Origin of the sequence: Tenacibaculum halocynthiae (assembly GCF_964512825.1) — a bacterium.
In the GTDB taxonomy this organism is placed as follows: Bacteria; Bacteroidota; Bacteroidia; order Flavobacteriales; family Flavobacteriaceae; genus Polaribacter; species Polaribacter halocynthiae.
Window position 1 is genome coordinate 74,154 of sequence record NZ_CAZELG010000009.1, and the last position, 22,924, is coordinate 97,077.

The following is a 22,924-nucleotide window of genomic DNA, read 5'->3' on the forward strand; positions in this document are numbered from 1 at the left end:
TTAACAACTAATAAAAAGGAACTTAAACATTGTAGATATGTTAGAAAACAACGAAGAACAGGTTGAACAACCAATAAATGAAGAAAGTACAACCGTAAATGAAACAGATAAGGCTGTTAATGAAGTTGAAAATGAAGTAGCTCAAGAATCAGAAAAGGCAGAAGAAAGGCATGAAATTCCAATGCTTGATTATGCAACTATGGAGCTAGATAAATTGGTTGATGAACTAGAGAAACTATTAAAAGCATATCCTGTTCAACAATTAAAAAATAACGTTGATGCAATTAAAAATTCGTTCAATGCTAAATTTGGTAAATTATTAGCTGAAAAGAAAGAAGCTTTTTTGGCTGAAGGAGGAAACTCAATAGATTTTCAATTTTCTAGCCCAGTAAAAACAGCTTATAATAAATTATTAGGTGAGTATAAAACGAAACGTGATGCTTACTATTCACAATTAGAGAAGAAGCTTAAAGAGAATCTTGAAAAAAGAAATGTTTTAATTGAAGGATTAAAAACATTAATTGAAAGTGGTGATGTAAAAACAATGTACAATGATTTTCAAGCAATTCAAAAGCAATGGAGAGAAATAGGACCCGTGTCTAAAACAAAGTATAATGATACATGGAAAACGTATCATCATCATGTTGAGCGATTCTATGATTTACTACACTTAAATAAAGATTTTAGAGAGCTTGATTTTAAACATAACTTAGAAGAGAAGTTAAAATTAATTGCACGAGCTGAGGCATTAAATGAAAAGGATGATATAAACGAAGCTTTTAAAGAGTTACAAGATTTACATCGTTTATGGAAAGAAGAAATTGGACCTGTAGGAAAAGAACATAGAGAAGATGTTTGGGGTAAATTTAGTGAGGCTACAAAAAAAATACATGACAAGCGCCACCAGCATTTTAAAGTTTTAAGAACAAAACATCAAGAAATGATTGATGCGAAATTAGAAGTTGTAGCGGAAATTAATGCTTACGATACTTCTAATAATAAAACGCACAATGATTGGCAAAAGAGCATTGTTGAAATTGAAGCTTTAAGAAAGAAGTATTTCGATATAGGAAAGCTTCCATATAGTAAAAGTGAAGCGGTATGGCAACAATTTAAAGCAGCAACAAAGAAGTTTAATGCTTCAAAAAATGTTTTTTATAAAGAAGAAAAAGGAGCGCAAAGTAATAACTTAAAGCTTAAAATAGAATTAGTAGAGTTAGCTGAGAGTTTGAAAGATAGTGATGATTGGGATACTGCTACAAATACAATGAAACGTATACAATCTGATTGGAAAAAAATAGGTCACGTTCCTAGAAAATTTTCGGATGAAATATGGAAGCGTTTTAAAGGGGCTTGTAATCATTATTTTGATAGACTTCACGAGCGTAAAAATGAATTAAATAAAGAACAATTAGTTGTTGTTGAAGGTAAAAAAGAATTTATCGAAGAAATAAAGGCTAAAGAAAATTTAACGCTTGATGAGGTAAAAGAATCTATTTCTAAATGGAAAGAATTAGGGGTTTTACCTAGAAATGCACGACATTTAAACGAAAAATTTAACAAAGCTATAGATACTCACCTTAATAATTTAAATATGGGGAGAGCAGATATAGAAATAATGAAGTTTAAAAATGTTATTGAAGGATATTTAACTCAAAAAGATTATAGAAAATTAGATAGCGAACAATTATTTATTAGAAGAAAAATAGATGAGAATGTTCGTGAAATGCAGCAGTTAGAAAACAATTTGAGTTTTATTTCTAATGCAACTGAAGATAATCCTTTAGTGAAAAATGTTCGAAATGGAATTCAGAAATTCAAAGATGAGTTAGACATTTGGCAATTAAAGTTAGATTACCTTAAGAAGTTAAACTATTAATTAGTTGTATATATTTTAAAAAAAACGGTAGAAAGAAATTTCTACCGTTTTTTTATTTTAAAGTTTTTTCTTATTCGATTTTGCTTTTGGATTATAATCAAGTGCTAACTGTAACCAGTAATATAAGTTTTCGTCTAAATCAATGGCTTCATTAGACAAAAAAACAAAGCCTTTCATTGGTCTTCCTGTAAAATTCATGGTATTACATCCTGTTTTTGTTAAGGATTCTTCATAAATACCTGGATCAATCCGAGCCATAACTTCATTTTTAATAACTCCAACACAGATTTTATCATTAATCATAAAACTGAGTCCACCAAACATTTTCTTTTCTATAAAGAAAATATTTTCGTTTTGAAAAAAATGAGAAATTCTGTCAGATAAAAACGTATCGTAGGCCATACTATTTTTTTGGAGGATATTTTGTAAAAGATTTTTTAACTATTTGAGAATAGTGTGTTTTCTTTTCATTAGGTGAAGCTCTTTCATTCATTTCACTGTTTATTTCACTTTGCCATATTAGCTCATTTGATGTTGCCTCAACAAAATCAATGGTAAGTATTTGGTTTATTTTTTTTCTACCTATCGGTATTCCACCAGAAATACCAAAGCCGATATTTCCTCCACCACCAATTCCGACTCCAATAGTATTTCTATTAGCAGATTCTCTTTCTTTTGAAAAGAAATTAACGTAAAAATCAGGAGTTTCAGAAATTTCCATTCCTTTAATGTTTAAGTTTTCTGTAATTATTTGTGTAACTCTTTTTATATCTAATTCATTCAGTCCTTTACCAGCGTCTTCAAAAAAATTGAATGTTTTGTACTTTTTAAAGTTTGTTTTGCTATCGTAGTCATATACTACTCTACTAGTAGAACAACTTATAAAAAGAAATAGAAAGAGATATTTTAATTTATTCATGATGTTATTTTTAATAAAAGAATAGCAAAAACTATACCTTATAAAAATACAAAAAGCTTCGAATAAACGAAGCTTTTGCAAAGATTAGTTAGTTGATTAATCTATTTATTGAACAGCTTTTAAAGCATCAATATTTCCGTATCCATATTCAGAATGCTTATTAGGGTAAAAATCAGCAGACTCTTTCATTTTTTGTAAAACCTGAGCACGCGACCAACCTGGATGTTTTGCCCACACTAAAGCAGCAATACCAGCAGTTGTAGCAGTTGCTACTGATGACCCTCCAACATAGTTTTCTTTACCGTTATAATAACTTAAAACTGGTATTTTATTATCAGTTCCATTTCTTCTTTGCATTTGTACAGTAAAGTCTATTTTAGAACCAGAATGACATACGTCACATTTACTATATTGACCTTCTTTAACACCAGTAACCGCAACAGTTTCATTCATGCTAGCAGGGAAAATTACTCCATACCAAGTAGTAAATGAAGTAGATGTACCACCAGCAGCTAAAATCATTTTCCCTCTATTGTATGCATATTTTACAGCATCTTCAACTCTACCAATACTAAAAGGAGAACCAATAGACATTGAAATTACTTTTACATCACTTCTGTTACCTAGAGCAGTTAAAGCTTCAGCAATACCTCTTTTTTCATGATAATCATTTATTAAAACATTTTCAACAGCTCTATAGCTAACTAAATTAGCATTGTAAGCAACACCAACAGGAAGGTTGTCATTGTTTCTTGGAGCAGTAGCAACAGCGGCCATTTTAGTTCCGTGTCCACATTTATCGTTAACACCATCATAGTTGTTTGACCATGCCCACCATGAATCTACAAAAGTTCCGTATTTCTGTACCGATCTACCTGAAGAATATCCATCATTAAAATATTGATTCATCCATTTTTGTTCTGGCGATAACCCTGAATCTATAATAGCTACTGTAACTCCTGAACCTGTACTGTAATTCCAAGCTTGAGGTATTTTATGAGCATCAAAAGCCCAAGGTACTCTTGCTCCTGGCGTAACAGTTCGGTAATCATTAGAGTTTAAGGTTAATTGGTTATAACCACAACCAGAACCTCCAGAAGAACTAGACCTTTGTTGGCTAGAAGTACTAAAAAAACTATAATCAGCAGGTTCTATATATCGAACTCGTTTATCGTTTAGTAAAACTTTAATAGTTTCTTTGTTTGTTACTTTAAGATCAATAACATTAATGTTTTCATCAGCAAAAATCTCATTCTTCCCTTTAGAAGCAGTTTTTTCTATACTATTAACTAAAGCTAAGATTTGATTTTTTATATTTTGAGAAGTTGAACTTCTTTGATAGTTGTTTTTTGAGTTTCCATAACCTATAGTTAAAAGGTTATTTCCATGTTTAATAGCACTCCATATGGTATGAACATCTTGGTCTGACCATTTAAAATCTCCTTTAGTTTCTAAAGATTTTTTGATAACACTATTAATTTCTGTTTTTGATAATAACTCTTTTTGTTCTTGATTTTGAATTTCTAATGAATCGTTTGTAGAGCAAGAGAACATCATAAAGATTATCCCAATACTTAAAAGATTTTTTTTCATAATTTGAAGGGTTTGTTATTAAATTTTAGCGAATGTAGTAAAAAATTAATAAAATTTAAGAGTAATTGTCAATATAGTGTTGTTTGAATTATTAAATTATCATTAGTTTAATGTTAAGAAAACAAAAAAAGCAAGAAAATCATTCTTGCTTTTTAATAATTGTTTAGAAATTATATAGGTTTTGTAAAATCTTGATTTTCAGTAAGGGTTAATGCTTTTTTCGGTTTAGTATTAATTTTTAGTTATTCCGAGTGAATTTGATAAGAAGATAGTTGAGTCCACAGTATTTACGAATATAAATTGTTGTGTGACGCTTTTATTTTATTTTCAATTCGTTTTAGTACAGAAACATATTTTTCAAGTTGTTTAATATCTTTAATTCCATATTCAGGTGTTAAAGTAATTTGGGTGGTTGTCTTAACTCCGGTTTTTATATAAATTTTGTCATTTAAAATTTCGTTACAAAAGAATTTATCAATTGCGAGTTGTTTTATCAAGTCTATATTTCCTCGAAACAAAAATTGTTTTACAAGCGACTTATGAACAAACTTTCCTCGTTGCGGTATAATGAAATTCAGAAATTTATTCCACGAATCAATTGGGAATATTGTTAATTCAGTTGTGTAAGTTTTATCCAAATGTAAAGTAATCCGAAACGGTTCAGTTACTGGCATTGCTCCAGCAACTTCATTTAAATTAATACTTATTTTAGTTCCATCAAGTTCTATAATGCCACTTTTTGGTTTATAAACGTATTTTCCAATCGGACTGTTTACATTTATAGTTGATTCTTCTGAATATTTCCCATTATATTTTTCTGTTAATTCTTGAATAACATTCATTATTTCAGTGTTTTATGTAATTGCACAGGACTATTCTTTTATAACAACTCTTGTAGGTGTATCTTTACCATTAATAATGCTTTCAGTACCTTTTGCTACTGCTTTAACAGTTTCTGTTAGAACCCCAACATTTAAAGTTTCTGCTTCATCTGAAACCTTATGATAATCTGGATCTATATCAATAGGAGTTGTTGAAAAGGTATGTGATGGAACTCCTAAGCGAGCTAAGGACGCATTATCTGATCTAAAAAACAGGTTAAACTTTAGATACGGGTCAGGAAATAATTTATAGTCAGTTCCTTCAAGGTTTTTTTGAATGATCTTACCAAAGTTAGAGCGATCAAAACCAGTTAACCAAGCAGTTTTTGGACCAGTTTTTGGTTCTTTTCCTATTAATTCTAAGTTAATTCCAGCAACAAATTTAGTTGGGTCAATTCCTTTACCAAAGTATGTAGACCCTATTAACCCCATTTCTTCAGCTGTAAAACAAACAAATAAAATACTACGTTCGTTAGTATCACTTTTTGCAAAATATTCAGCTAAAGTTAAAACACCAACTACACCAGAAGCATCATCATTAGCACCGTTAAATATGCGATCACCATCTCCACTTTTTTTAACACCTAAATGATCATGATGAGCCGATACAATAACAAATTCATTTTTCTTAGTTTTTCCTTCCAATACACCAATAATATTACTCATTTTAATTCCTTTATGAGTAAAGTTTTGACGATAACTTTTAAGGTCACCAAAAGTTTTTAAGCCTATTTTTTTATATTCGTTTTCAATATATACAGTAGTTTTTTCCATCCCTTCTGTTCCAGGCTTTCTCCCTTCCATTTCATCAGAGGATAATGTATATAAATGTTTACGTACTAATGAAGAATCTATTGAAATATTCTTTTTTTGAGTAACTTTTGTGTTATTTCGTTTAATATTTTTTGTTTGCTTACAAGAAATAAACGAGAAAATTAATGCTAAAAGGAATATTGGTTTTTTATTCATGTTAAATTGATTTTAAAGTCTAAATATAGCTAATTTAATTTCTTATTTTTGTTTTTAAATAAATAACTAATATGCATTTATCAGATATTCCTAATATAAAACATAGTAATTCAAATAACTTTTTTCTTTTAGCTGGACCTTGTGCTATAGAAGGTGAAGATATGGCTTTAAGAATTGCTGAAAAAGTAATTTCCATAACTGACAAGTTAGAGATACCTTATATATTTAAAGGGAGTTTTAAAAAGGCGAATAGGAGTAGAGTTGATAGTTTTACTGGAATAGGAGATGAGAAAGCATTAAAAATTTTACGTAAAGTTTCTGAAACATTTAATGTACCTACTGTTACCGATATTCACGAAGTATCTGATGCCGAAAAAGCAGCAGAGTTTGTTGATGTTTTACAAATACCTGCATTTTTAGTGCGACAAACAGATTTAGTGGTAGCTGCTGCAAAAACTGGTAAAGTTGTAAATCTTAAAAAGGGGCAATTTATGAGCCCAGAAGCAATGCAACATGCAGTAAAAAAAGTTCACGATTCTGGAAATAAGAACGCTTGGATAACTGATAGAGGTACTATGTTCGGTTATCAAGATATGATAGTTGATTTTAGAGGGATACCTACAATGAGACAATATGCACCTACCGTATTAGATGTTACACATTCTTTGCAACAACCAAATCAATCAAGTGGAGTAACTGGTGGTAGACCTGATATGATTGAAACAATAGCAAGAGCAGGTGTTGTAAATAATGTAGATGGGCTTTTTATTGAAACTCATTTTGACCCTTCAAATGCTAAAAGTGATGGTGCAAATATGTTAGATTTAAAATATTTAGAGGCATTATTAACTAATTTAATTGCTATTAGAAAAACAATTATTAAATTGTAGGCATAGTTTTTGGTTAGTTAGTTAAAATTATAATCCCTTAATATAATATGCGCAAACTTTTTTTATATTTAATTTTATTGATTTCTTTTAATGTTACATCTCAAAACTTTAAAGAAATTAATGAGAAGCTAAAAAAATACCCTAAACAAATAACAGCTAAACGTCTTGCTAAAAAAGTAGCAAAAGATTTTTCTTCTAAAGAAGGTCAAGCTAAGGCTGTGTTTTATTGGGTATCTAACAATATAAAATATAACCTGTCTGCTTATCAAAATCAGTCTCAAAAAAGAATTGGTTTTAGTTATAAAAATGAAGAAGACAGATTACAGAAAATACAAGCCATTAAAGATAGTATTGTTGCAAAAACATTAAAAACAAACAAAGGAGTTTGTGAAGGATATGCACAAACTTTAGCCAAGGTTTTTAGTTATCTAGGTTTTGAAAATGAAGTAATAAAGGGGTATGTAAGAAATTCTATTTATGATATAGGAGAAAAATTAAATGTACCAAACCATGCTTGGAATGTTGTTAAAATAAATAATAAATGGGTTCTTATGGATGCTACTTGGGCATCAGGAGCAGTGATAAATGGAAGGTGGCAACCAAATTTTAATGAATACTTTTTTAACTTTCCTAAAAAGCATTATTTGAAAACGCATTACCCAAAAGATAAAAAATGGTTGTTTGGAATGAAGTTTTCAAAAAAAGAATTTTATGATCAGCCAATTTATTCTTCTGACTTTTTAAAAACTAATTTAGAGTTATTAGGCCCTTTAAAAGGGATTATTAAAACGAAAAACACTGTACTTTTAAAAGTAAAAAACCTTTCGTCATTTCAAACTGTTTTGTGTGGATTAAGTAGTTACAGATTTGCAAAAAAACCAAGTCTTATTTATAAAAACGATGTTGGTTATATTAAAATTACACCTACAAAAAATTGTAACAAGTTATTTTTAGTTGTTGACGGTAAAATTTATATAGAGTACAAATTAATTTAGAGTATAAACTTAAATAGAACTGCCATTTAAGATTAAATATTAGATGTTTTCTAATAGAATTTGCCTTGCATAAATTTAATAAGAAAGGTATTGTATTAGGTTTTACTATGGTTGAATATTAATTTGTATATTTATTTGAAAATGATGTTATAAAAAAATCACTGATTACTTTTTTACTTTTCACCGTATCAACATTAATCTTTTCGTAAGAGGGGTTATTTGACGTAAAACTTGCTAAGGTTGATAAAATTATTCACTCATATAACAATATAGAATCTATAAATCAATTAGTTGAAAAAATTGACTTTGATTTTGAAACTAAAATTGAGAAGGCAAGGGCAGTATATACTTGGATAGCCTAAAACATAGCCTATGAAAATTCAAATGTATTATTTTCTCCTGAATTTTTGATTTATCAGAATAAAGAAAGCCTTAAAAGACTAAAGGATTATAAAAACAGGCAAACCATAGTAGAAGCATTTGAAACGAAAAAAGCAGTATGCTTAGGATATGCATTACTGTTTAATAAGGTTTGTAATGCCCTTAAAATTAAAAATGAATTAATTTATGGATATACTAGATCATCAGTAGAACAAATTGGTAAGATGGTTTCTAATAAAAATCATGTTTGGAATGCGGTGTATGTTGAAAATGAATGGAAACTTATTGATTTAACGTATGGAGCAGGGTATAATTATAGAGGTGTTTGGCAAAAATATTTAGATGTAAGTTTTTTTGATGTGAATAAAGAAAAACTTAGATTAACTCACTTTCCTTCCAAGGTTTTTTGGAGAAAGTATTTAAAATAAAAGCCTTTAAAAGAGTTTTGTAACGATCCTTTTTTTCATGATTCTTTTTTAACATCAAATATTGAAATCATTACTCCAAAATTAGGAGAGATTAAAGTAAATAAAAAAGAAAAATTATATTTAAAGCTTAAAGGAATAGATAAAAAATCTTCAATTTTATATACATATTCCAATGATAAATATCTAAGAGTTCCTCATGTTAAGAATACTAATTCTACAAGTCGAATTTATTTTAAAAAGCCTAAAGAAAATACCAACTTAAATATTTATGTAAATAATGAGCTAGTAATGCAATACAAAGTATTAGTAGAATAACTCTTTTCAGTTTTTGATTTTTTGAAAAAAAATATTTGTTATAATGAAATAAAAATACTTACTTTGTGGTTCAAAGTACTTTAAAAAATGAGTAGAGAAGAATATTTAAAAGATATATCTGAAATTAAAAATTTAATGAATAAATCATCACGTTTTATTTCATTAAGTGGTCTTTCTGGTATTTTAGCTGGTATATATGCTTTATTAGGTGCAGGATATGCCTATTGGGTAGTGAATATTAATGGAAGGGGCTATTTAACTTTAGATGGAAAAGTATTTCAGTTATTAAGTATTGTACTTTTATTGATTGGGATTTTGAGTGTAGGAACTGCCATTTTTTTAACAACAAAAAAGGCAAAGAAAAATCAAGAGAAAATATGGGATCCAACTACAAGAAGATTATTATTTAACTTTTTAGTGCCTTTAGTTGCGGGTGGTATATATGTAATAATAGTTTTGAGTCAGGGGCGTTATGGACAATCTGGAGCTTTAATGTTACTTTTCTATGGTATTTCATTATTCAATGCATCAAAATATACATTGGGTTACGTTAAATATTTAGGTTTAACTGAAATCGTTTTAGGTTTAATTAGTGCTATTTTTCCTGGATACGGATTTTGGTTTTGGGTACTAGGTTTTGGAGTAATGCACATTATTTACGGTACTTTAATGTATTATAAATATGATAAAAAATAGTTTTTTTGAAAAATATTATTTTAAATATAAATAAAGCTTTTGATCATAGAATCAGACTAGGTATAATGTCAGTTCTAATGGTGAATGAGTATGCAGATTTTAAAACTTTAAAAGAGTTATTAGGAGCTACAGACGGAAATTTAGCAAGTCATTCTAAAGCATTAGAAAAAGTTGAATTTATAAGAATTGAAAAACAATTTATAGGAAGAAAGCCTAATACAAGGTATTATGCTACTGAAAAAGGAAAATTAGAATTTAAAAAGCACATAAGCGCATTAGAAAAATTAATAAAAAATAAGTAGTATTTTTTTTGAATAATTACTTTGTATTTCAAAGCCCTTTGTATTTTTTTGTTGTAAATGTCTTGAATAATAGGGGGAGATTGCTATGGATATCCTGAGTTTAATAAAAGAGTTCGTAAAATGTATAGTGAATTGAAAAAGAGAACTGTGCTGTAATAAACAGCTATTAATTAAACTCAGGTTATTATAAAAAAAAGATGACTAGTTACTTAGATAAATTGGAGAATATAATAACAAATATTTTAAATAAAAGATGAAAATGGAAATATCAAATCAACAAAATGGGAAATTTGGCAAATGGCTAAAAAACTCAATTACGGCAAGAATGTTAATGATTGGCTTATTAATAGTAATTCTATTAATTCCTTTATCCTTTATTAAAAGCTTGATTTATGAACGTATGGGAAGGCAACAGGAAGTAGTTAATGAAATCAATAAAAAATGGGGTAAAGAAGTATTGTTGTATGGTCCAATATTAAAAGTGCCCTACAAAACGTATAAAGTTAAAAATATATTCAACACGGCAACCCAACAAAACAGTGAAGAAAGCATAGAGAATATAAAATACGCTTATTTTTTTCCTAAAAAACTAAATGTAGCATCTACGATTAATCCTGAAGAAAAAAAACGAGGAATTTATAAAACAGCAGTATATAAAAGCTCAATAGCAATTTCAGGAAGTTTTGTAAAACCAGACTTTAGTGAATTAGATATAAAACCTGAAAATATAATTTGGGAAAAATCAAAATTAATAATTAAAACTTCAAATTTAAAAGGTGTTAATAGCCTTGTAGAATTAAAACTGAATAATAGTACTTATGCGTTCAGTTCAAAAAGAGATACTTATAATTCTACTAAATCATATACTAAACATGTTAAATTGCATAAGTTAGAAAGCAAGTATCTAAAATTAGAGGATGTCCCTTTAAAAAAAGAAGTAAATTTTAGTTTAGACATGAACATAAATGGGAGTAAACAAATTCGGTTTATACCTGTTGGTAAAGAAACTACTATTGAAATAAAATCCGATTGGAAAACCGCTAATTTCTTAGGAGAATATTTACCTTATAATTCTGATAAAATATCTGATACTGGGTTTAATGCTAAATGGAAAGTGCTTGAAATAAATAGACCATACCCACAACAATTTTTTAAAGGGTTGCCTAATTTAAAAGAATATGCATTTGGAGTTAATTTCATGATTCCTGTAGATGAATATCAACAAAGTGAACGTTCAGCTAAATATGGTTTTTTGGTAATTGGGTTAACCTTTTTGGTATTTTTCTTAATTCAAACCATGAGTAAAATATCTATACATACATTTCAATATTTAATGATTGGTATCGCATTAATTATGTTTTACACATTGTTAATATCAATATCTGAGCATAGTAGTTTTTTTAAGGCATATTTAATAGCAGGAATTTCAGTAGTATCTTTAATAACAGCCTATTCTAAGTCTATTTTAAAAAATATTAAGTTCCCATTATTTATAGGTGCTTCCCTTGTTATTTTATATACCTTCATTTACATCATTATCCAATTAGAAAACTACGCATTATTGGTTGGTAGTGTAGGGTTATTTATAATCTTAGCTTCCGTAATGTATGCATCAAGAAAAATTGATTGGCAAAACGATTAACAAGCTATAGGTATTAATGAATACAATAAAGTACCATACTGGGTATGGTACTTTACTTTTAAAACTTTATAAATGAATATTAGTTTAAATTATTTTAAGAAAGCTGTTTTAGTTTTTATAGTAGAGCTATTAATAGCTCAAACTTCTGGTTTTATAAGGCACACATTGGGCGACTTTTTGGTAGTGATTTTACTCTTTTATTTAATGAAAGCTTTTTCCAATTTCTCAAATATAACAATAGGAATAGGAGTATTACTTTTTTCTTTTTTAGTTGAGTTTTTACAGTTAACCTTTTTTTTAGAATATATAGGAATGCAAAACAATAAGTTAGCAACTATAATATTTGGAGCAACATTTAGTATTGGTGATCTGATAGCGTATACACTAGGTATAGCTACTGTTCTTTATTTAGAAAAACCGAAAAAATTAGAAGGTTCTGATCTTTCTTAAAATATCTTCTAATCCATTAAGTTGTAACTCATAAACAAGCGCCATCATTTTTCCTAATTTTCCTGCTGGAAAACCTTTGTTCTTATACCATACTAAATAATACTCAGGTATATCAATTAAAAAAGTGCCTTTATATTTACCAAAAGGCATTTTCATGTTTGCAGTATCAATTAAAAATTGTTTGTCAGGTAGCATAAAAAAATCCCGCTTTGCAGCGGGAATAGTATTGTTATTATTCTTTTCCTTCTACAAAATCTTGAAGGTAGGAATAACGATTGGTTAATTTTCCGGTTTCTGTCATTTTAGCGCGGGCTAATATACCATCTTTATCATTATTGTAAAAAGAAGGAATAACATGTTCTAAAAACATATCACCAAACCCTTCACTAGCATCTTTAGGTAGTTCACAAGGTAAATTGTCAACAGCCATCACTACTATAGCATCATCATCTTTAAAATCAATTTCAGATTCTGTTACAGGATTATAACCGTATATTGGATCTGCTATTGTTGAAGGTCTTATTGTTGTTGCAACAGGTCCGTCAACATCACATGAAATATCTGCTACAAATTTGATGTTAAAATCTTCTTTTTTAGCATCATCTCTAGTAAATAAGTAAGGAGCTCCATCACCATAAAAATGACCAGCAATAAAAAAGTCAGTTTCTTTAGCGTATGGCATAAAGTTACTTTCATAACCACTAGGATCTTTATAAAACTCAAATTTATCTCCTACTTTACCATCTGTACGCTTGCTATATTCCATAACATCTACCATACAATACGTAGGTTCAGTAAATTTAGCCGTTAAATATAAAGCATCACTTATTTCTTTTATTTTTAAATGATCTAAAATTTCTTTGGCTCCATAGGCAACTTTACCTGTACCAGAAAGTAAAATTTTGATATTTGGTAATGTAATTTTATCTAATTCGGCCTTTACAGCATCTAAATCGGATAAACTTTCAACTTTAGGTAAAGCAAAAGAACCGTCTTTTAAACCAATAGCTCTAAGTCCATTATAAGCACCTACTAAACCAGCATAACGTCCAAAACCAATTAAACGAGCACCATTTTCTTTTATAATGGTTTCATGGTCAAATAGCTCAATGTTTTTTTCTAACATTGCTTTTAACAATTTCCTATTATAAGGTTGCTTTTTAATAGTGTGTGAAAAGAAAAAGTATTTTTTATTTGGAATTAAATTTTCAATAGGAACTTCTTTAACCCCTAATAAAACATCACAATCACTAATATCATTAGTAACTTTAAATCCTGCATTTTTATAAGCATCATCATTAAAAACTCTAATATCAGAACTTTCTATTACAATTTCAGCTTGAGGAAACTGTTGTTGAAATTCTTGCAATTTTTGAGGTGAAAACACAACTCTTCGATCTGGTGGATTTTTGCGTTCTCTTATAATTCCGAATTTCATATCTATTCTATTTGTATTAAAATTAAACAATTTATCTATAAATGTTGTAGTTTACAACAACTTCTGCGAAAATACTTTTTTTAAAAGTAATTTACAAGTAGTATTTTTTTATATTTGCCTTCGCTTATTTAAATAGAATAAGATTTCATTTAATATTTTGTTAGATGGTATGTTTTTTGACATAAATAAGTAATTCTTTGACATATTGGGGACGACTGGTTTTGACAGCAAGGTCAGTGATAATGTAAGCATACCGAGGAGTGAAATGATAACTCGTAAAACTTATTTCAACTTTTTAAACGGCGAAGATAACTACGCTTTAGCTGCATAATCTGAATTAATAGTAAGATTAGCCTCGGCGCACAAGGTGCGCAAGCTTTATGTCCACGGAAAGCCTTGGTTTATGGCGTTTCACTTTTGGGCATCGTAAAAATAAACATAGAAAACTTAGCACTTCGATAGGTTTTTGAAACTAAAGAAGATAGGCTTAAAGTAGGCAGTTTTTGGTCAGCTTTAGGATGAAAACTAAACAAAAACTAAGTATGTAGAAAGCCTTTGAGCTGCTTGTTTGGACCCGAGTTCGATTCTCGGCGTCTCCACAAATAAACCCTGTAAGTATTATGTTTACAGGGTTTGTTGTTTATAGGTGTCAGTTTAGATGACATTACAACTTAATGATTTGAATTTTCATCTTCTTTTACTTCTCCTTTTAAACTCATCTCCATTTCATGATCATATTTACAACATGCAGGTAAATTTTTATAAGCAGATTCACTTCCCATCACTTTATCTGTATCATAACCTGAATTAGCAATTGCTTTATGGATTGCATTCAAATTTGTTTTAGATTCATCATACGAAACATTTATTTGCTTCTTTAATTTATCCCACTCAGCTGATGTTACTCCATCAATACTATTAACCGCTTTTTCAATGGTATTTTTACACATTTCGCAGTTACCACGAACACCAAATGTTGTTTGGGTAGAGGCTACTTGTTTGGTTATTGTTTGCTCTGTTATAGTTGTTTCTTTTTTTGTTTCGTTTTTACAACTTACTAAACTCATTGTAGCTATAATTGCTACGCTTAACATTACTTTTTTCATTGTTTAAAAATTTACTTGTTATTTATTACTTGTTTTACTTCGCCACATTTCAGCATCATATCGCCGAAATACGGATTTAATACTTGTTTTTCTTTACTTAACCAATATGCACCTTTGTCGCTATCTGCCATTGGGCAATATTGCTTGTAGCTAACCTCGTTAATTCCGAACGACTGTACAGCCAAAATAAAATGCTCTGAAAGTATTTTAAATTGATTTCGTTGCACTTTAATATCATCGGAATTGGTAATGGCATTACTACTTGATTTTAGTGTTTTAATTAACGGCATCCATTGCTTGTGAGCTTCGTTAGTGGTTAGCAATTTCATATTGATATTTTGTAATGCCTTATGTAAAGTTGATGCACTATTTTTTGATAATTCAGCATCCGATTTTATAAGGTTATCTTTTAGTTTGATGTACGCATCGTAGGCAGTTTGTAATTGCGATGTGAATTTTTTGCTCACTTCAAACTGTTCACTCATTTCTTTTTTATGGTTCATCATCGACTTTTTTCCTTGTAATTGTGCCGATGCATCAATAGTAAATACACCATTGGTTACCACTTCGTCGCCTGATTGTAAGCCATTTTTTACTTCATAATTATCGCCTAATTTGTTACCTAATACTATTTCTCTCATTTCAAAAATAGGATTGTTGGTATCTGGTTTTACATATACTATTGAGCGTTTTCCTGTCCATAAAACAGCCGATGCAGGTATCAATAATTGTGCTTTGGTTTCTTTTACTGTGGCATCTACTTTTCCTGTTACAAACATTTCGGGTTTAAAGAGTTCTTTTTGATTGTTTAAAACCGCTCGAACAGTTACGGTACGTGTTTTTGGATTTAGAACAGGATTGATAAACGAAATTTTAGCATTAAAAACTTCGTTAGGATACGCATTTGTAGAAATAGCAATAGCTTGTCCAACTTTGAAATTACTAACTTGATTTTCGTACACATCAAAGTTTGCCCAAACCGTATTCAAATTGGCAATTTTTAATAACGGTTGCCCTTGTTTTGTATAATCTCCTTGTTCTACTAATTTTTCTGAAACTGTTCCTGATACAGTAGCGTACACAGGAAAATTTTCTTTTACCTTTTTAGAACTTTCAATTTGATTGATTTGATTGTCAGACAGCTTCCATAATTTTAACTTATTACGCACTGCTTTATACAATGCAGGTTGTGTTTCTTTTAAGGTAGATGCTGTTAGTAGTTCTTGTTGTGCTTTAACCAATTCGGGCGAATAAATGGTGGCTAAAAGTTGCCCTTTTCTAATACTTTCGCCTGTAAAACTGATATTTAAACGTTCTATTCGTCCTGTAAAATAACTTACTTGTACTGCGTTGGCTTTTTCGTTTTCGGCAATTTTTCCTGATAAGGTTATTCCATTATCCGAATTAGCAGTAGCATTACCAATAATGATAGTTTGCACGTTTGCCAACGCCATTGCGTTTTTTGTAAGTTTAAATTGGTTAGGCGATAAACCGTCTGCATCAGCTTCGGCAGGAATTAAATCCATACCACAAATTGGACAATCGCCTGCTTCGGGTTGCATAATTTGTGGGTGCATTGAACATGTCCATTTTTGCGATAAGTTACTTTCGGCTTGATGATTGTGGTTTGTTTCGTTATCTGATGAATTACCAAAGAATAGTTTTCCAAAAATTAATCCTACCATTAAAATTATAATGTATATGATGTATTTTTTCATTTTTTAAAAGATTAACATTAATACAGCCATTACTAACATAATAGCGTTTTCTATAAAAGTTGCTTCGGTCATTGGTAGTTTTAAAGCTGTACCTAAACACGCACAACGAATTGCCTTCTTATCAAGTAATGTTTTGGTTACACCCACGGTAGTTATTCCCAATACGAAAATGGTTATAATTAGTGCTATGTTAATTTCAAATCGCATTAAAAACATCAACCCTAAAATAGTTTCTATAAATGGATAAATTTTGGCATATACAGGCACTCGTTTTGCTAACGGGTCGTACATTCTAAAACTATCTGGAAAACCTTTTAAATCTAACATTTTAAAAAAACTGAATATGATATAAAATAAGCCCATAAAATCGAGCATAAACTCACCCCAACTCCAATTTTTATAGTGTAACAATATACTTGCTACTGTAATGTATAATAAGATTAAAAACAAGGGTTTTAATTGCTCGAATTTGCTTTTTTCTTGTGCCATTTCAAAGTCCGAAAAGGTGTTTGTAGTTACCTTTTTAACAGGTAGTTTTTCAGAAATGGTGTATTTTTCTTTCAATACATTTTGTAAATCTGATAAACCAATATGCTTACTCATAGTTATTTCAGCTTCTTTATTTTCAAGATTTACCTTTACATCGGTAACGTTATCTAAACTATCTAAACTTTTTTCTACGTTAGCTTTACAGCTTCCGCAAGTCATTCCGTCAATTTTATATGTGTGTTTCATTTTTACTGAATTAAATAGTTAATAATGGTGCTTTGTACATAATAATTTTGCACCGCCTTAATTTGGTTTAACTGAAACTTTAACTGCAATTCTTGAATATCGAGAACATCGTTAAAATCAATCGTGCCTGTTTCGTAGCTTTTAACAAGAATGGTTTCGGCATTTTTTGCTTGTTTCAAGTTTTTGCTTTGTGTGTTTTTGCGTATTCTTGCCGATGTACGCTCTTTAATTGCTTTATCTAACAAGGTTTCTAACCTGTTAAATCGCTCTTGTTTTTGACTGTTAAATTCTTCTTGCTGAATTTCGTTTTGTTTGGTTTTCGACTTATATTTTTTATTGAAAATTGGAATAGAAAACGATACCATTGGCATTACAATATCTTTTCCGTTATCGTTAAAATTCATATCAGGACGTTGGGCAACGTTAACATAATCTAACCCGAAACCTATCATTGGGCTACTTTCCTTTTGGTTTAATAGTTCAGATTTTTCAACTGATTGATAAAACTTGTCGTACTTTATTAATTCAGGATGAAATTGTAAACTATCTGTATTTATTGTACTGTCGTTCAACGGGATTTCTAATTCTGAAACCACATTTATCGCTGTGTTTTTACCTCTGTTTAATAGCTTGTTAAAGGCTGTTTGTTCAGCTAAAATTTGTTGTTGTAAAATGGCTTTGGATTGGTTTAAATCGTTTTGTCGCATTTGTAAACGCAACACATCTACGGCAGATGCTTTACCAACTTCAACCGACGTTAACGCCATAGTTTCGTAGGTTTTTAGCAAGTTGATGTTTTCGGTTAAAACCTGCTGTTTAGCCTTAATTGCGTACAAATTGTAATACGAAGTTGATATCGACGCGATTAATTGTCGTTTAGCAATGGTAATATCTTCAGACTTGGCATCGGCTAAGGAACTTACATAATCTTCTCTCGAACTAATTGTACCAAACCAAGGCAACATTTGGTTTATTGAAACTTTAAATCGTTGTGCGCCTGTTCGCGTTTCGGGTTCGCTTACAAAATAACCTACGGCAATGTTGGTATTGGGTAAGGTATTTACTTCGTTTACCTTTTCTGAAACACGTTTGTATTGCAATTCAAACTGTTTAATTTTTGGATTATTTGCCAAGGCTTCATCAATAAGCGATTGTAGTTCTTGTGCATAAGAAAATCCACTAAACACAAGAATGAATAATAAGGATAATATGTTTTTAGTTTTCATTTGTTGTCTTTCTTTTTAATAAAAATTCTTCTCGTAAACTATACAATACAGGCAGTAAAAAATAGGATGTAACGTCGATAATCATACCTCCAAAGGCAGGAATTGCCATTGGTATCATAATATCGCTTCCTCGTCCTGTCGATGTTAGTACAGGCAGTAATGCCAATACGGTTGTTGCCGTTGTCATTAAACACGGTCTGATACGTTTTTCACCTGCTTCTACAACCGATTTTCGTATATCGGTTTTTGTTTTTGGTTCATTTTTGGCAAAGGTTTGTTTTAAATAGGTTGCCATTACTACACCGTCGTCGGTGGCAATACCAAATAAGGCAATAAAACCTACCCAAACTGCTACACTTAAATTAATTGGGTGCATTTGGAACAGCTCTCGAATATTTTGTCCAAAAACGCTAAAGTCTAGAAACCACGATTGTCCGTAAAGCCACATCATTATAAATCCGCCTGCAAAGGCTACAATAATTGCTGTAAACACCATTAAAGAAGTGGTTGCTGAACGGAACTGAAAATATAAAATGATGAAAATGATAAGCAATGCCAATGGTACAACTACGGATAAGGTTTTTTCGGCTCGTATCTGATTTTCGTATGTTCCTGTAAATTGAAAATTAATACCTTTTGGTACAATTAATTTGCCACTTTCTATTTTTTGCTGAATGACTTTTTGCGCATTTTCAACCACGGTTACTTCGGCAAAATCGTTAAGTTTATCAAACAACACGTAGCCAATTAGAAAGGTGTCTTCACTTTTAATTACTTGTGCGCCTTGTTCGTAACGAATAGTTGCTAACTCACTTAATGGTACAGAATTTCCTTTGTTTATAGGTACATAAATTTGTTCTAAATCGGTTGGTGTGGTTCGTAGTTCTCTTGGGTAACGAACACGCACGCCGTAACGCTCTCGTCCCTCGACGGTTTGGGTTAATGACATACCACCAACGGCAACTTTTAAAACATCTTGTACCTCTTGAATAGAAACACCATAACGTGCTATTTTCTCTCTGTTGATGTCGATTAACAGATATGGTTTTCCTACAATTCGATCAGCAAAAACAGCTTCTTTTTTAACACCTGTTACTGTTTTTAAAATGCTTTCTAATTGCACACCAAAGGCTTCAATTTCTTTTAAATTTTGTCCTTTTACTTTGATACCCATTGGCGCACGCATCCCCGTTTGTAGCATTACCAATCGGGTTTCGATAGGTTGCAATTTTGGTGCAGATGTAACGCCTGGTATTTTGGTTGCCTTAATTATTTCGTTCCAAATATCGTCGGTAGATTTTATGTTAGGTCGCCAATTTCGGTAAAACTCGCCGTCGTTATCTTCAATTAATTCATCTGTAGAAACATCAGAAAAAATAATTTTAGAAACCGCATAGGTCGAATTTGGATTGGCCACTGTTTTGCCATTTTTCAATACAAATAATCCGTCTTTATTTATTTGATAACGTTGACGTTCGCCGTGGTTATTAAGTGCATATTCGGGTTTGTAAATAATTACATTTTCATACATTGAAAGTGGCGCAGGGTCTAAAGCTGATTCGGTTCGTCCTGCTTTACCAACTACCGTTTTTATTTCAGGAATATTGGCAACACCCATATCCAACTGTTGTAAAACACGTTTATTTTCTTCAACGCCCGAATGTGGCATTGAGGTTGGCATTAGTAAAAACGAGCCTTCGTTTAAAGAGGGCATAAACTCTTTGCCTGTGTTTTTGAAAATTAAAAATCCGAGAATGCTAATGGTGGTTGGAATTGCCAAAAAGAGCATTTTGTTTGCTAATGCCCATTGTAAAATTTGAGTATAATATTTGCGTAATAGTGAGAATACGCCTAACAACCCGAAACAGATTATAGCCACAAACAACAGGTTTAACAATAAGCTCTTGCCTACACCTAAAGGTCGCCAATATTCAGCCAATAAAAACACAATAGCTAATGATGCAATAACTATATTAATAAGGTTTACTTGTTTGTTGGAAACTTTTTGTTGTAGTTTTAAAATGCCTGTACTGCCGAAAGCGATTAAGAGTATTCCTAACCAGTTTCCGAAAACAATAGAAATAATACCCAAACCAATTAATACAGCATTGATGATGTACGATAGGTTTTTGGTAATACTTCTTCGTTTAAAAATGATAGTTGCAAATGGCGGAATTAAAAACAACGCCACCACCAATGCCATAATAAGTGCAAAGGTTTTGGTAAAAGCCAACGGACTAAATAATTTACCTTCTGCGCCAACCATTGTAAATACTGGTAAAAAGCTAATTATAGTGGTCATTACTGCGGTAACAATAGCGCCTGAAACTTCGGCAGTAGCATTGTAAACTACGGTATTGATTGGTAAATTATTTTCATTTTTTTCTAAATGATTTAAGATGTTTTCTGATAGAATTACGCCTACATCTACCATTGTTCCGATTGCGATTGCAATTCCTGATAAGGCTACGATATTGGCATCAATTCCAAAGGTTTTCATTGCGATAAATACCATTAAAACCGCCACAGGTAACAAGCTCGAAATTAAAATGGATGCTCGTAAATTATATACCATTACAATAATTACTAAAATGGTAATGAGTATTTCTAATGTAAGCGCTTCGTTAAGCGTACCTAATGTTTCTTGAATAAGTTCAGAACGGTCGTAAAACGGTACAATGGTTAACTGTGATATTGTGCCGTCTGCCAACACTTTTGAGGGTAATCCTGCGCTTAATTCTTTAATTTTTTCTTTGGTATTATTGATAACCTCTAACGGATTTGCACCATAACGTGCCACCACAACACCGCCTACAACTTCTGCGCCCTCTTTGTCTAAAATTCCTCTACGAGTTTTTGCGCCGAGCGATACTTTGGCGATGTCTTGTATTTTAATTGGTGTGTAATTTGCTGATGAAACTACCGCATTTTCGATATCTTTTATAGATGTGATATAACCTAAACCACGCACCAAATATTCTACTTGATTAATTTCTATGGTTTGCGCTCCGATGTCTTGGTTGCTTTGTTTTACAGCTTTTACAACCTGTTGCAGATTGATATTATATTGACGCATTAATTCAGGGTTTACGTCAATTTGATATTCTTGAACATATCCACCAATTGATGCAACTTCAGACACACCTCCTGCCGATGATAAGGCGTATTTTACATAGTAATCTTGTATGCTTCGTAGTTCGTGTAAATCCCAACCGCCAGTTACGTTTCCGTCTTTATCTCTACCCTCTAATGTGTACCAATAAACTTGTCCTAAACCTGTGGCATCGGGTCCTAAAGTTGGATTAACGCCCTCTGGTAATAAGCCACTTGGTAACGAGTTGAGTTTTTCGAGAATACGTGAACGACTCCAGTAAAATTCGACGTCTTCTTCAAAAATTATATAGATGCTCGAAAACCCAAACATCGAGGAACTACGAATGGTTTTTACGCCTGGTATGCCTAACAACGACGTGGTTAACGGATAGGTTATTTGGTCTTCTATGTTTTGTGGTGAACGTCCGTCCCATTTTGTAAATACAATTTGTTGGTTTTCACCAATATCTGGGATAGCATCTACCGCCACGGGTGCATTTGGTAAAAAGCCTGTATTCCAGTTAAAAGGTGCGTTTATAACTCCCCAACCTATAAACAAGACGAGTAGTAAAACGGCTATAAGTTTGTTTTCTATTAAAAATTTGATGCTTTTATTGAGCATAAAAAAATGATTTTAAATAATTAGACTTTGATATGTTAAATACCTTGTACAGCAATATATCCGTTGAAATAACAATGGATATAATTGGTCTAATACTCTAAAATCAGATTAAATATACTTCGTCGAGAACGTGAATATCCTTGACGACTAGTGGAGGAGAATAATTTTTAAAAGGAATTACTTTATCATGTAATTCTTCAAATAAATTAATATAAGAATAGTAAAAAGATGCTATAAAAAAATGTTGCTCTAATGACAATGTATCAAACGATGATAATTTTAAATCATCTTGTCCGTCAATTAATTGAATAATATCGCTACAACAATTTTTTGTAGACATTGTACACACATCGGGCACACTTTTTTCACCTTTTTCCATCCCACAAGAGGCAGCTTTTTTAAAAAAACTTATATCAACTAATTCTTCACCACAAAAATGACTACTTATGGTAAATGACATTGTAGAAAAGACAACTACAAAAGTCATTAAAATTGATGTTATTTTATTTACTACATTTTTCATCTTGTAAAGCAAAGGTACAAAAATTAAAAATTAAAAAAAATCATAAACTATTAAAAATCATACTTTTCATTATGATAGAATAAAGACTTTATTCAATTTTAGGCTCTCTATTTTATAAACTCT

The 22,924-nt window shown here is 30.7% G+C and carries 21 protein-coding genes and 1 other RNA gene; 9 read left to right on the forward strand and 13 right to left on the reverse strand.

All coding sequences use genetic code 11. The features are described 5' to 3' along the window. Positions 1-37 precede the first annotated feature (37 nt). Positions 38-1,879 (forward strand): DUF349 domain-containing protein, encoded by a 1,842-nt coding sequence (locus tag ACKTTQ_RS00990; RefSeq protein WP_113786582.1) that lies wholly within the window; start codon positions 38-40, stop codon positions 1,877-1,879. A gap of 57 nt (positions 1,880-1,936) precedes the next feature. Here ACKTTQ_RS00990 and ACKTTQ_RS00995 read toward each other — a convergent pair whose 3' ends face one another. The 5 genes from ACKTTQ_RS00995 to ACKTTQ_RS01015 form a co-directional block, all read right to left on the reverse strand. Then, positions 1,937-2,281, reverse strand: coding sequence for a TfoX/Sxy family protein (locus ACKTTQ_RS00995; protein WP_408048180.1), 345 nt, complete (start codon positions 2,279-2,281; stop codon positions 1,937-1,939). A gap of 1 nt (position 2,282) precedes the next feature. Then, on the reverse strand, positions 2,283-2,798 hold the full coding sequence (locus ACKTTQ_RS01000) for a DUF4136 domain-containing protein (RefSeq protein WP_408048181.1): 516 nt from the start codon (positions 2,796-2,798) through the stop codon (positions 2,283-2,285). A gap of 105 nt (positions 2,799-2,903) precedes the next feature. Then, complete coding sequence (locus ACKTTQ_RS01005) at positions 2,904-4,391, reverse strand: S8 family peptidase (protein WP_113786585.1); 1,488 nt, start codon at positions 4,389-4,391, stop codon at positions 2,904-2,906. A 287-nt stretch (positions 4,392-4,678) separates the two neighbouring features. Next, positions 4,679-5,233 carry a hypothetical protein gene (locus tag ACKTTQ_RS01010; RefSeq protein WP_408048182.1) on the reverse strand — a complete coding sequence of 185 codons (555 nt, stop codon included), beginning with the start codon at positions 5,231-5,233 and terminating at the stop codon, positions 4,679-4,681. 30 nt (positions 5,234-5,263) lie between these two features. Then, the gene (locus tag ACKTTQ_RS01015) at positions 5,264-6,241 is read right to left on the reverse strand and encodes a M28 family peptidase (protein ID WP_093869004.1); all 978 of its coding nucleotides are present in this window, start codon (positions 6,239-6,241) and stop codon (positions 5,264-5,266) included. A 71-nt stretch (positions 6,242-6,312) separates the two neighbouring features. Between ACKTTQ_RS01015 and kdsA the strand changes: the two genes are divergently transcribed. The 7 genes from kdsA to ACKTTQ_RS01050 all read left to right on the forward strand — a co-directional run bounded on the left by kdsA (position 6,313) and on the right by ACKTTQ_RS01050 (position 12,340). Further along, on the forward strand, positions 6,313-7,131 hold the full coding sequence (gene kdsA / locus ACKTTQ_RS01020) for a 3-deoxy-8-phosphooctulonate synthase (RefSeq protein WP_408048183.1): 819 nt from the start codon (positions 6,313-6,315) through the stop codon (positions 7,129-7,131). Positions 7,132-7,178: 47 nt separating this feature from the next. Then, positions 7,179-8,126, forward strand: coding sequence for a transglutaminase domain-containing protein (locus tag ACKTTQ_RS01025; protein ID WP_408048184.1), 948 nt, complete (start codon positions 7,179-7,181; stop codon positions 8,124-8,126). A 407-nt stretch (positions 8,127-8,533) separates the two neighbouring features. Then, complete coding sequence (locus tag ACKTTQ_RS01030; RefSeq protein WP_408048185.1) at positions 8,534-8,935, forward strand: transglutaminase domain-containing protein; 402 nt, start codon at positions 8,534-8,536, stop codon at positions 8,933-8,935. A 402-nt stretch (positions 8,936-9,337) separates the two neighbouring features. Beyond that, positions 9,338-9,946 (forward strand): hypothetical protein, encoded by a 609-nt coding sequence (locus ACKTTQ_RS01035; RefSeq protein WP_093869000.1) that lies wholly within the window; start codon positions 9,338-9,340, stop codon positions 9,944-9,946. 5 nt (positions 9,947-9,951) lie between these two features. Then, on the forward strand, positions 9,952-10,248 hold the full coding sequence (locus ACKTTQ_RS01040) for a winged helix-turn-helix domain-containing protein (RefSeq protein WP_093868999.1): 297 nt from the start codon (positions 9,952-9,954) through the stop codon (positions 10,246-10,248). 259 nt (positions 10,249-10,507) lie between these two features. After that, positions 10,508-11,890 (forward strand): cell envelope integrity protein CreD, encoded by a 1,383-nt coding sequence (gene creD, locus ACKTTQ_RS01045; protein ID WP_408048186.1) that lies wholly within the window; start codon positions 10,508-10,510, stop codon positions 11,888-11,890. Positions 11,891-11,962: 72 nt separating this feature from the next. Next, positions 11,963-12,340 carry a ribosomal maturation YjgA family protein gene (locus tag ACKTTQ_RS01050; RefSeq protein WP_113786590.1) on the forward strand — a complete coding sequence of 126 codons (378 nt, stop codon included), beginning with the start codon at positions 11,963-11,965 and terminating at the stop codon, positions 12,338-12,340. Here the strand turns inward: ACKTTQ_RS01050 and ACKTTQ_RS01055 are convergent. Next, a complete protein-coding gene (locus tag ACKTTQ_RS01055) occupies positions 12,317-12,535 on the reverse strand; it encodes a DUF3820 family protein (protein WP_093868996.1) in 219 nt (72 codons plus the stop codon). The genes ACKTTQ_RS01050 and ACKTTQ_RS01055 overlap by 24 nt on opposite strands. A gap of 37 nt (positions 12,536-12,572) precedes the next feature. Beyond that, positions 12,573-13,778, reverse strand: coding sequence for an NAD(P)-dependent oxidoreductase (locus ACKTTQ_RS01060; protein WP_408048187.1), 1,206 nt, complete (start codon positions 13,776-13,778; stop codon positions 12,573-12,575). 207 nt (positions 13,779-13,985) lie between these two features. On the opposite strand from ACKTTQ_RS01060, the gene ssrA reads away from it, so the two are divergent. Further along, positions 13,986-14,380: a transfer-messenger RNA gene (ssrA, locus tag ACKTTQ_RS01065) on the forward strand. Positions 14,381-14,449: 69 nt separating this feature from the next. On the opposite strand, the gene ACKTTQ_RS01070 is transcribed toward ssrA, so the two are convergent. From ACKTTQ_RS01070 to ACKTTQ_RS01095, 6 genes are all read right to left on the reverse strand, one after another. Beyond that, complete coding sequence (locus ACKTTQ_RS01070; protein WP_408048188.1) at positions 14,450-14,884, reverse strand: heavy-metal-associated domain-containing protein; 435 nt, start codon at positions 14,882-14,884, stop codon at positions 14,450-14,452. Positions 14,885-14,895: 11 nt separating this feature from the next. After that, entirely contained in the window at positions 14,896-16,602 is a 1,707-nt protein-coding gene (locus tag ACKTTQ_RS01075; protein WP_408048189.1) for an efflux RND transporter periplasmic adaptor subunit, read from the reverse strand. Positions 16,603-16,605: 3 nt separating this feature from the next. Next, positions 16,606-17,337 carry a heavy-metal-associated domain-containing protein gene (locus tag ACKTTQ_RS01080; RefSeq protein WP_408048190.1) on the reverse strand — a complete coding sequence of 244 codons (732 nt, stop codon included), beginning with the start codon at positions 17,335-17,337 and terminating at the stop codon, positions 16,606-16,608. 2 nt (positions 17,338-17,339) lie between these two features. After that, positions 17,340-18,563: a TolC family protein gene (locus ACKTTQ_RS01085; protein ID WP_408048191.1), complete on the reverse strand. Its 1,224-nt coding sequence runs from the start codon at positions 18,561-18,563 to the stop codon at positions 17,340-17,342. Continuing rightward, on the reverse strand, positions 18,553-22,278 hold the full coding sequence (locus tag ACKTTQ_RS01090; RefSeq protein WP_408048192.1) for an efflux RND transporter permease subunit: 3,726 nt from the start codon (positions 22,276-22,278) through the stop codon (positions 18,553-18,555). Before ACKTTQ_RS01090 ends, ACKTTQ_RS01085 begins: the two co-directional genes overlap by 11 nt. Before the next feature lie 103 nt (positions 22,279-22,381). Continuing rightward, complete coding sequence (locus ACKTTQ_RS01095; RefSeq protein WP_408048193.1) at positions 22,382-22,801, reverse strand: HYC_CC_PP family protein; 420 nt, start codon at positions 22,799-22,801, stop codon at positions 22,382-22,384. Between the last annotated feature and the right edge of the window lie 123 nt (positions 22,802-22,924).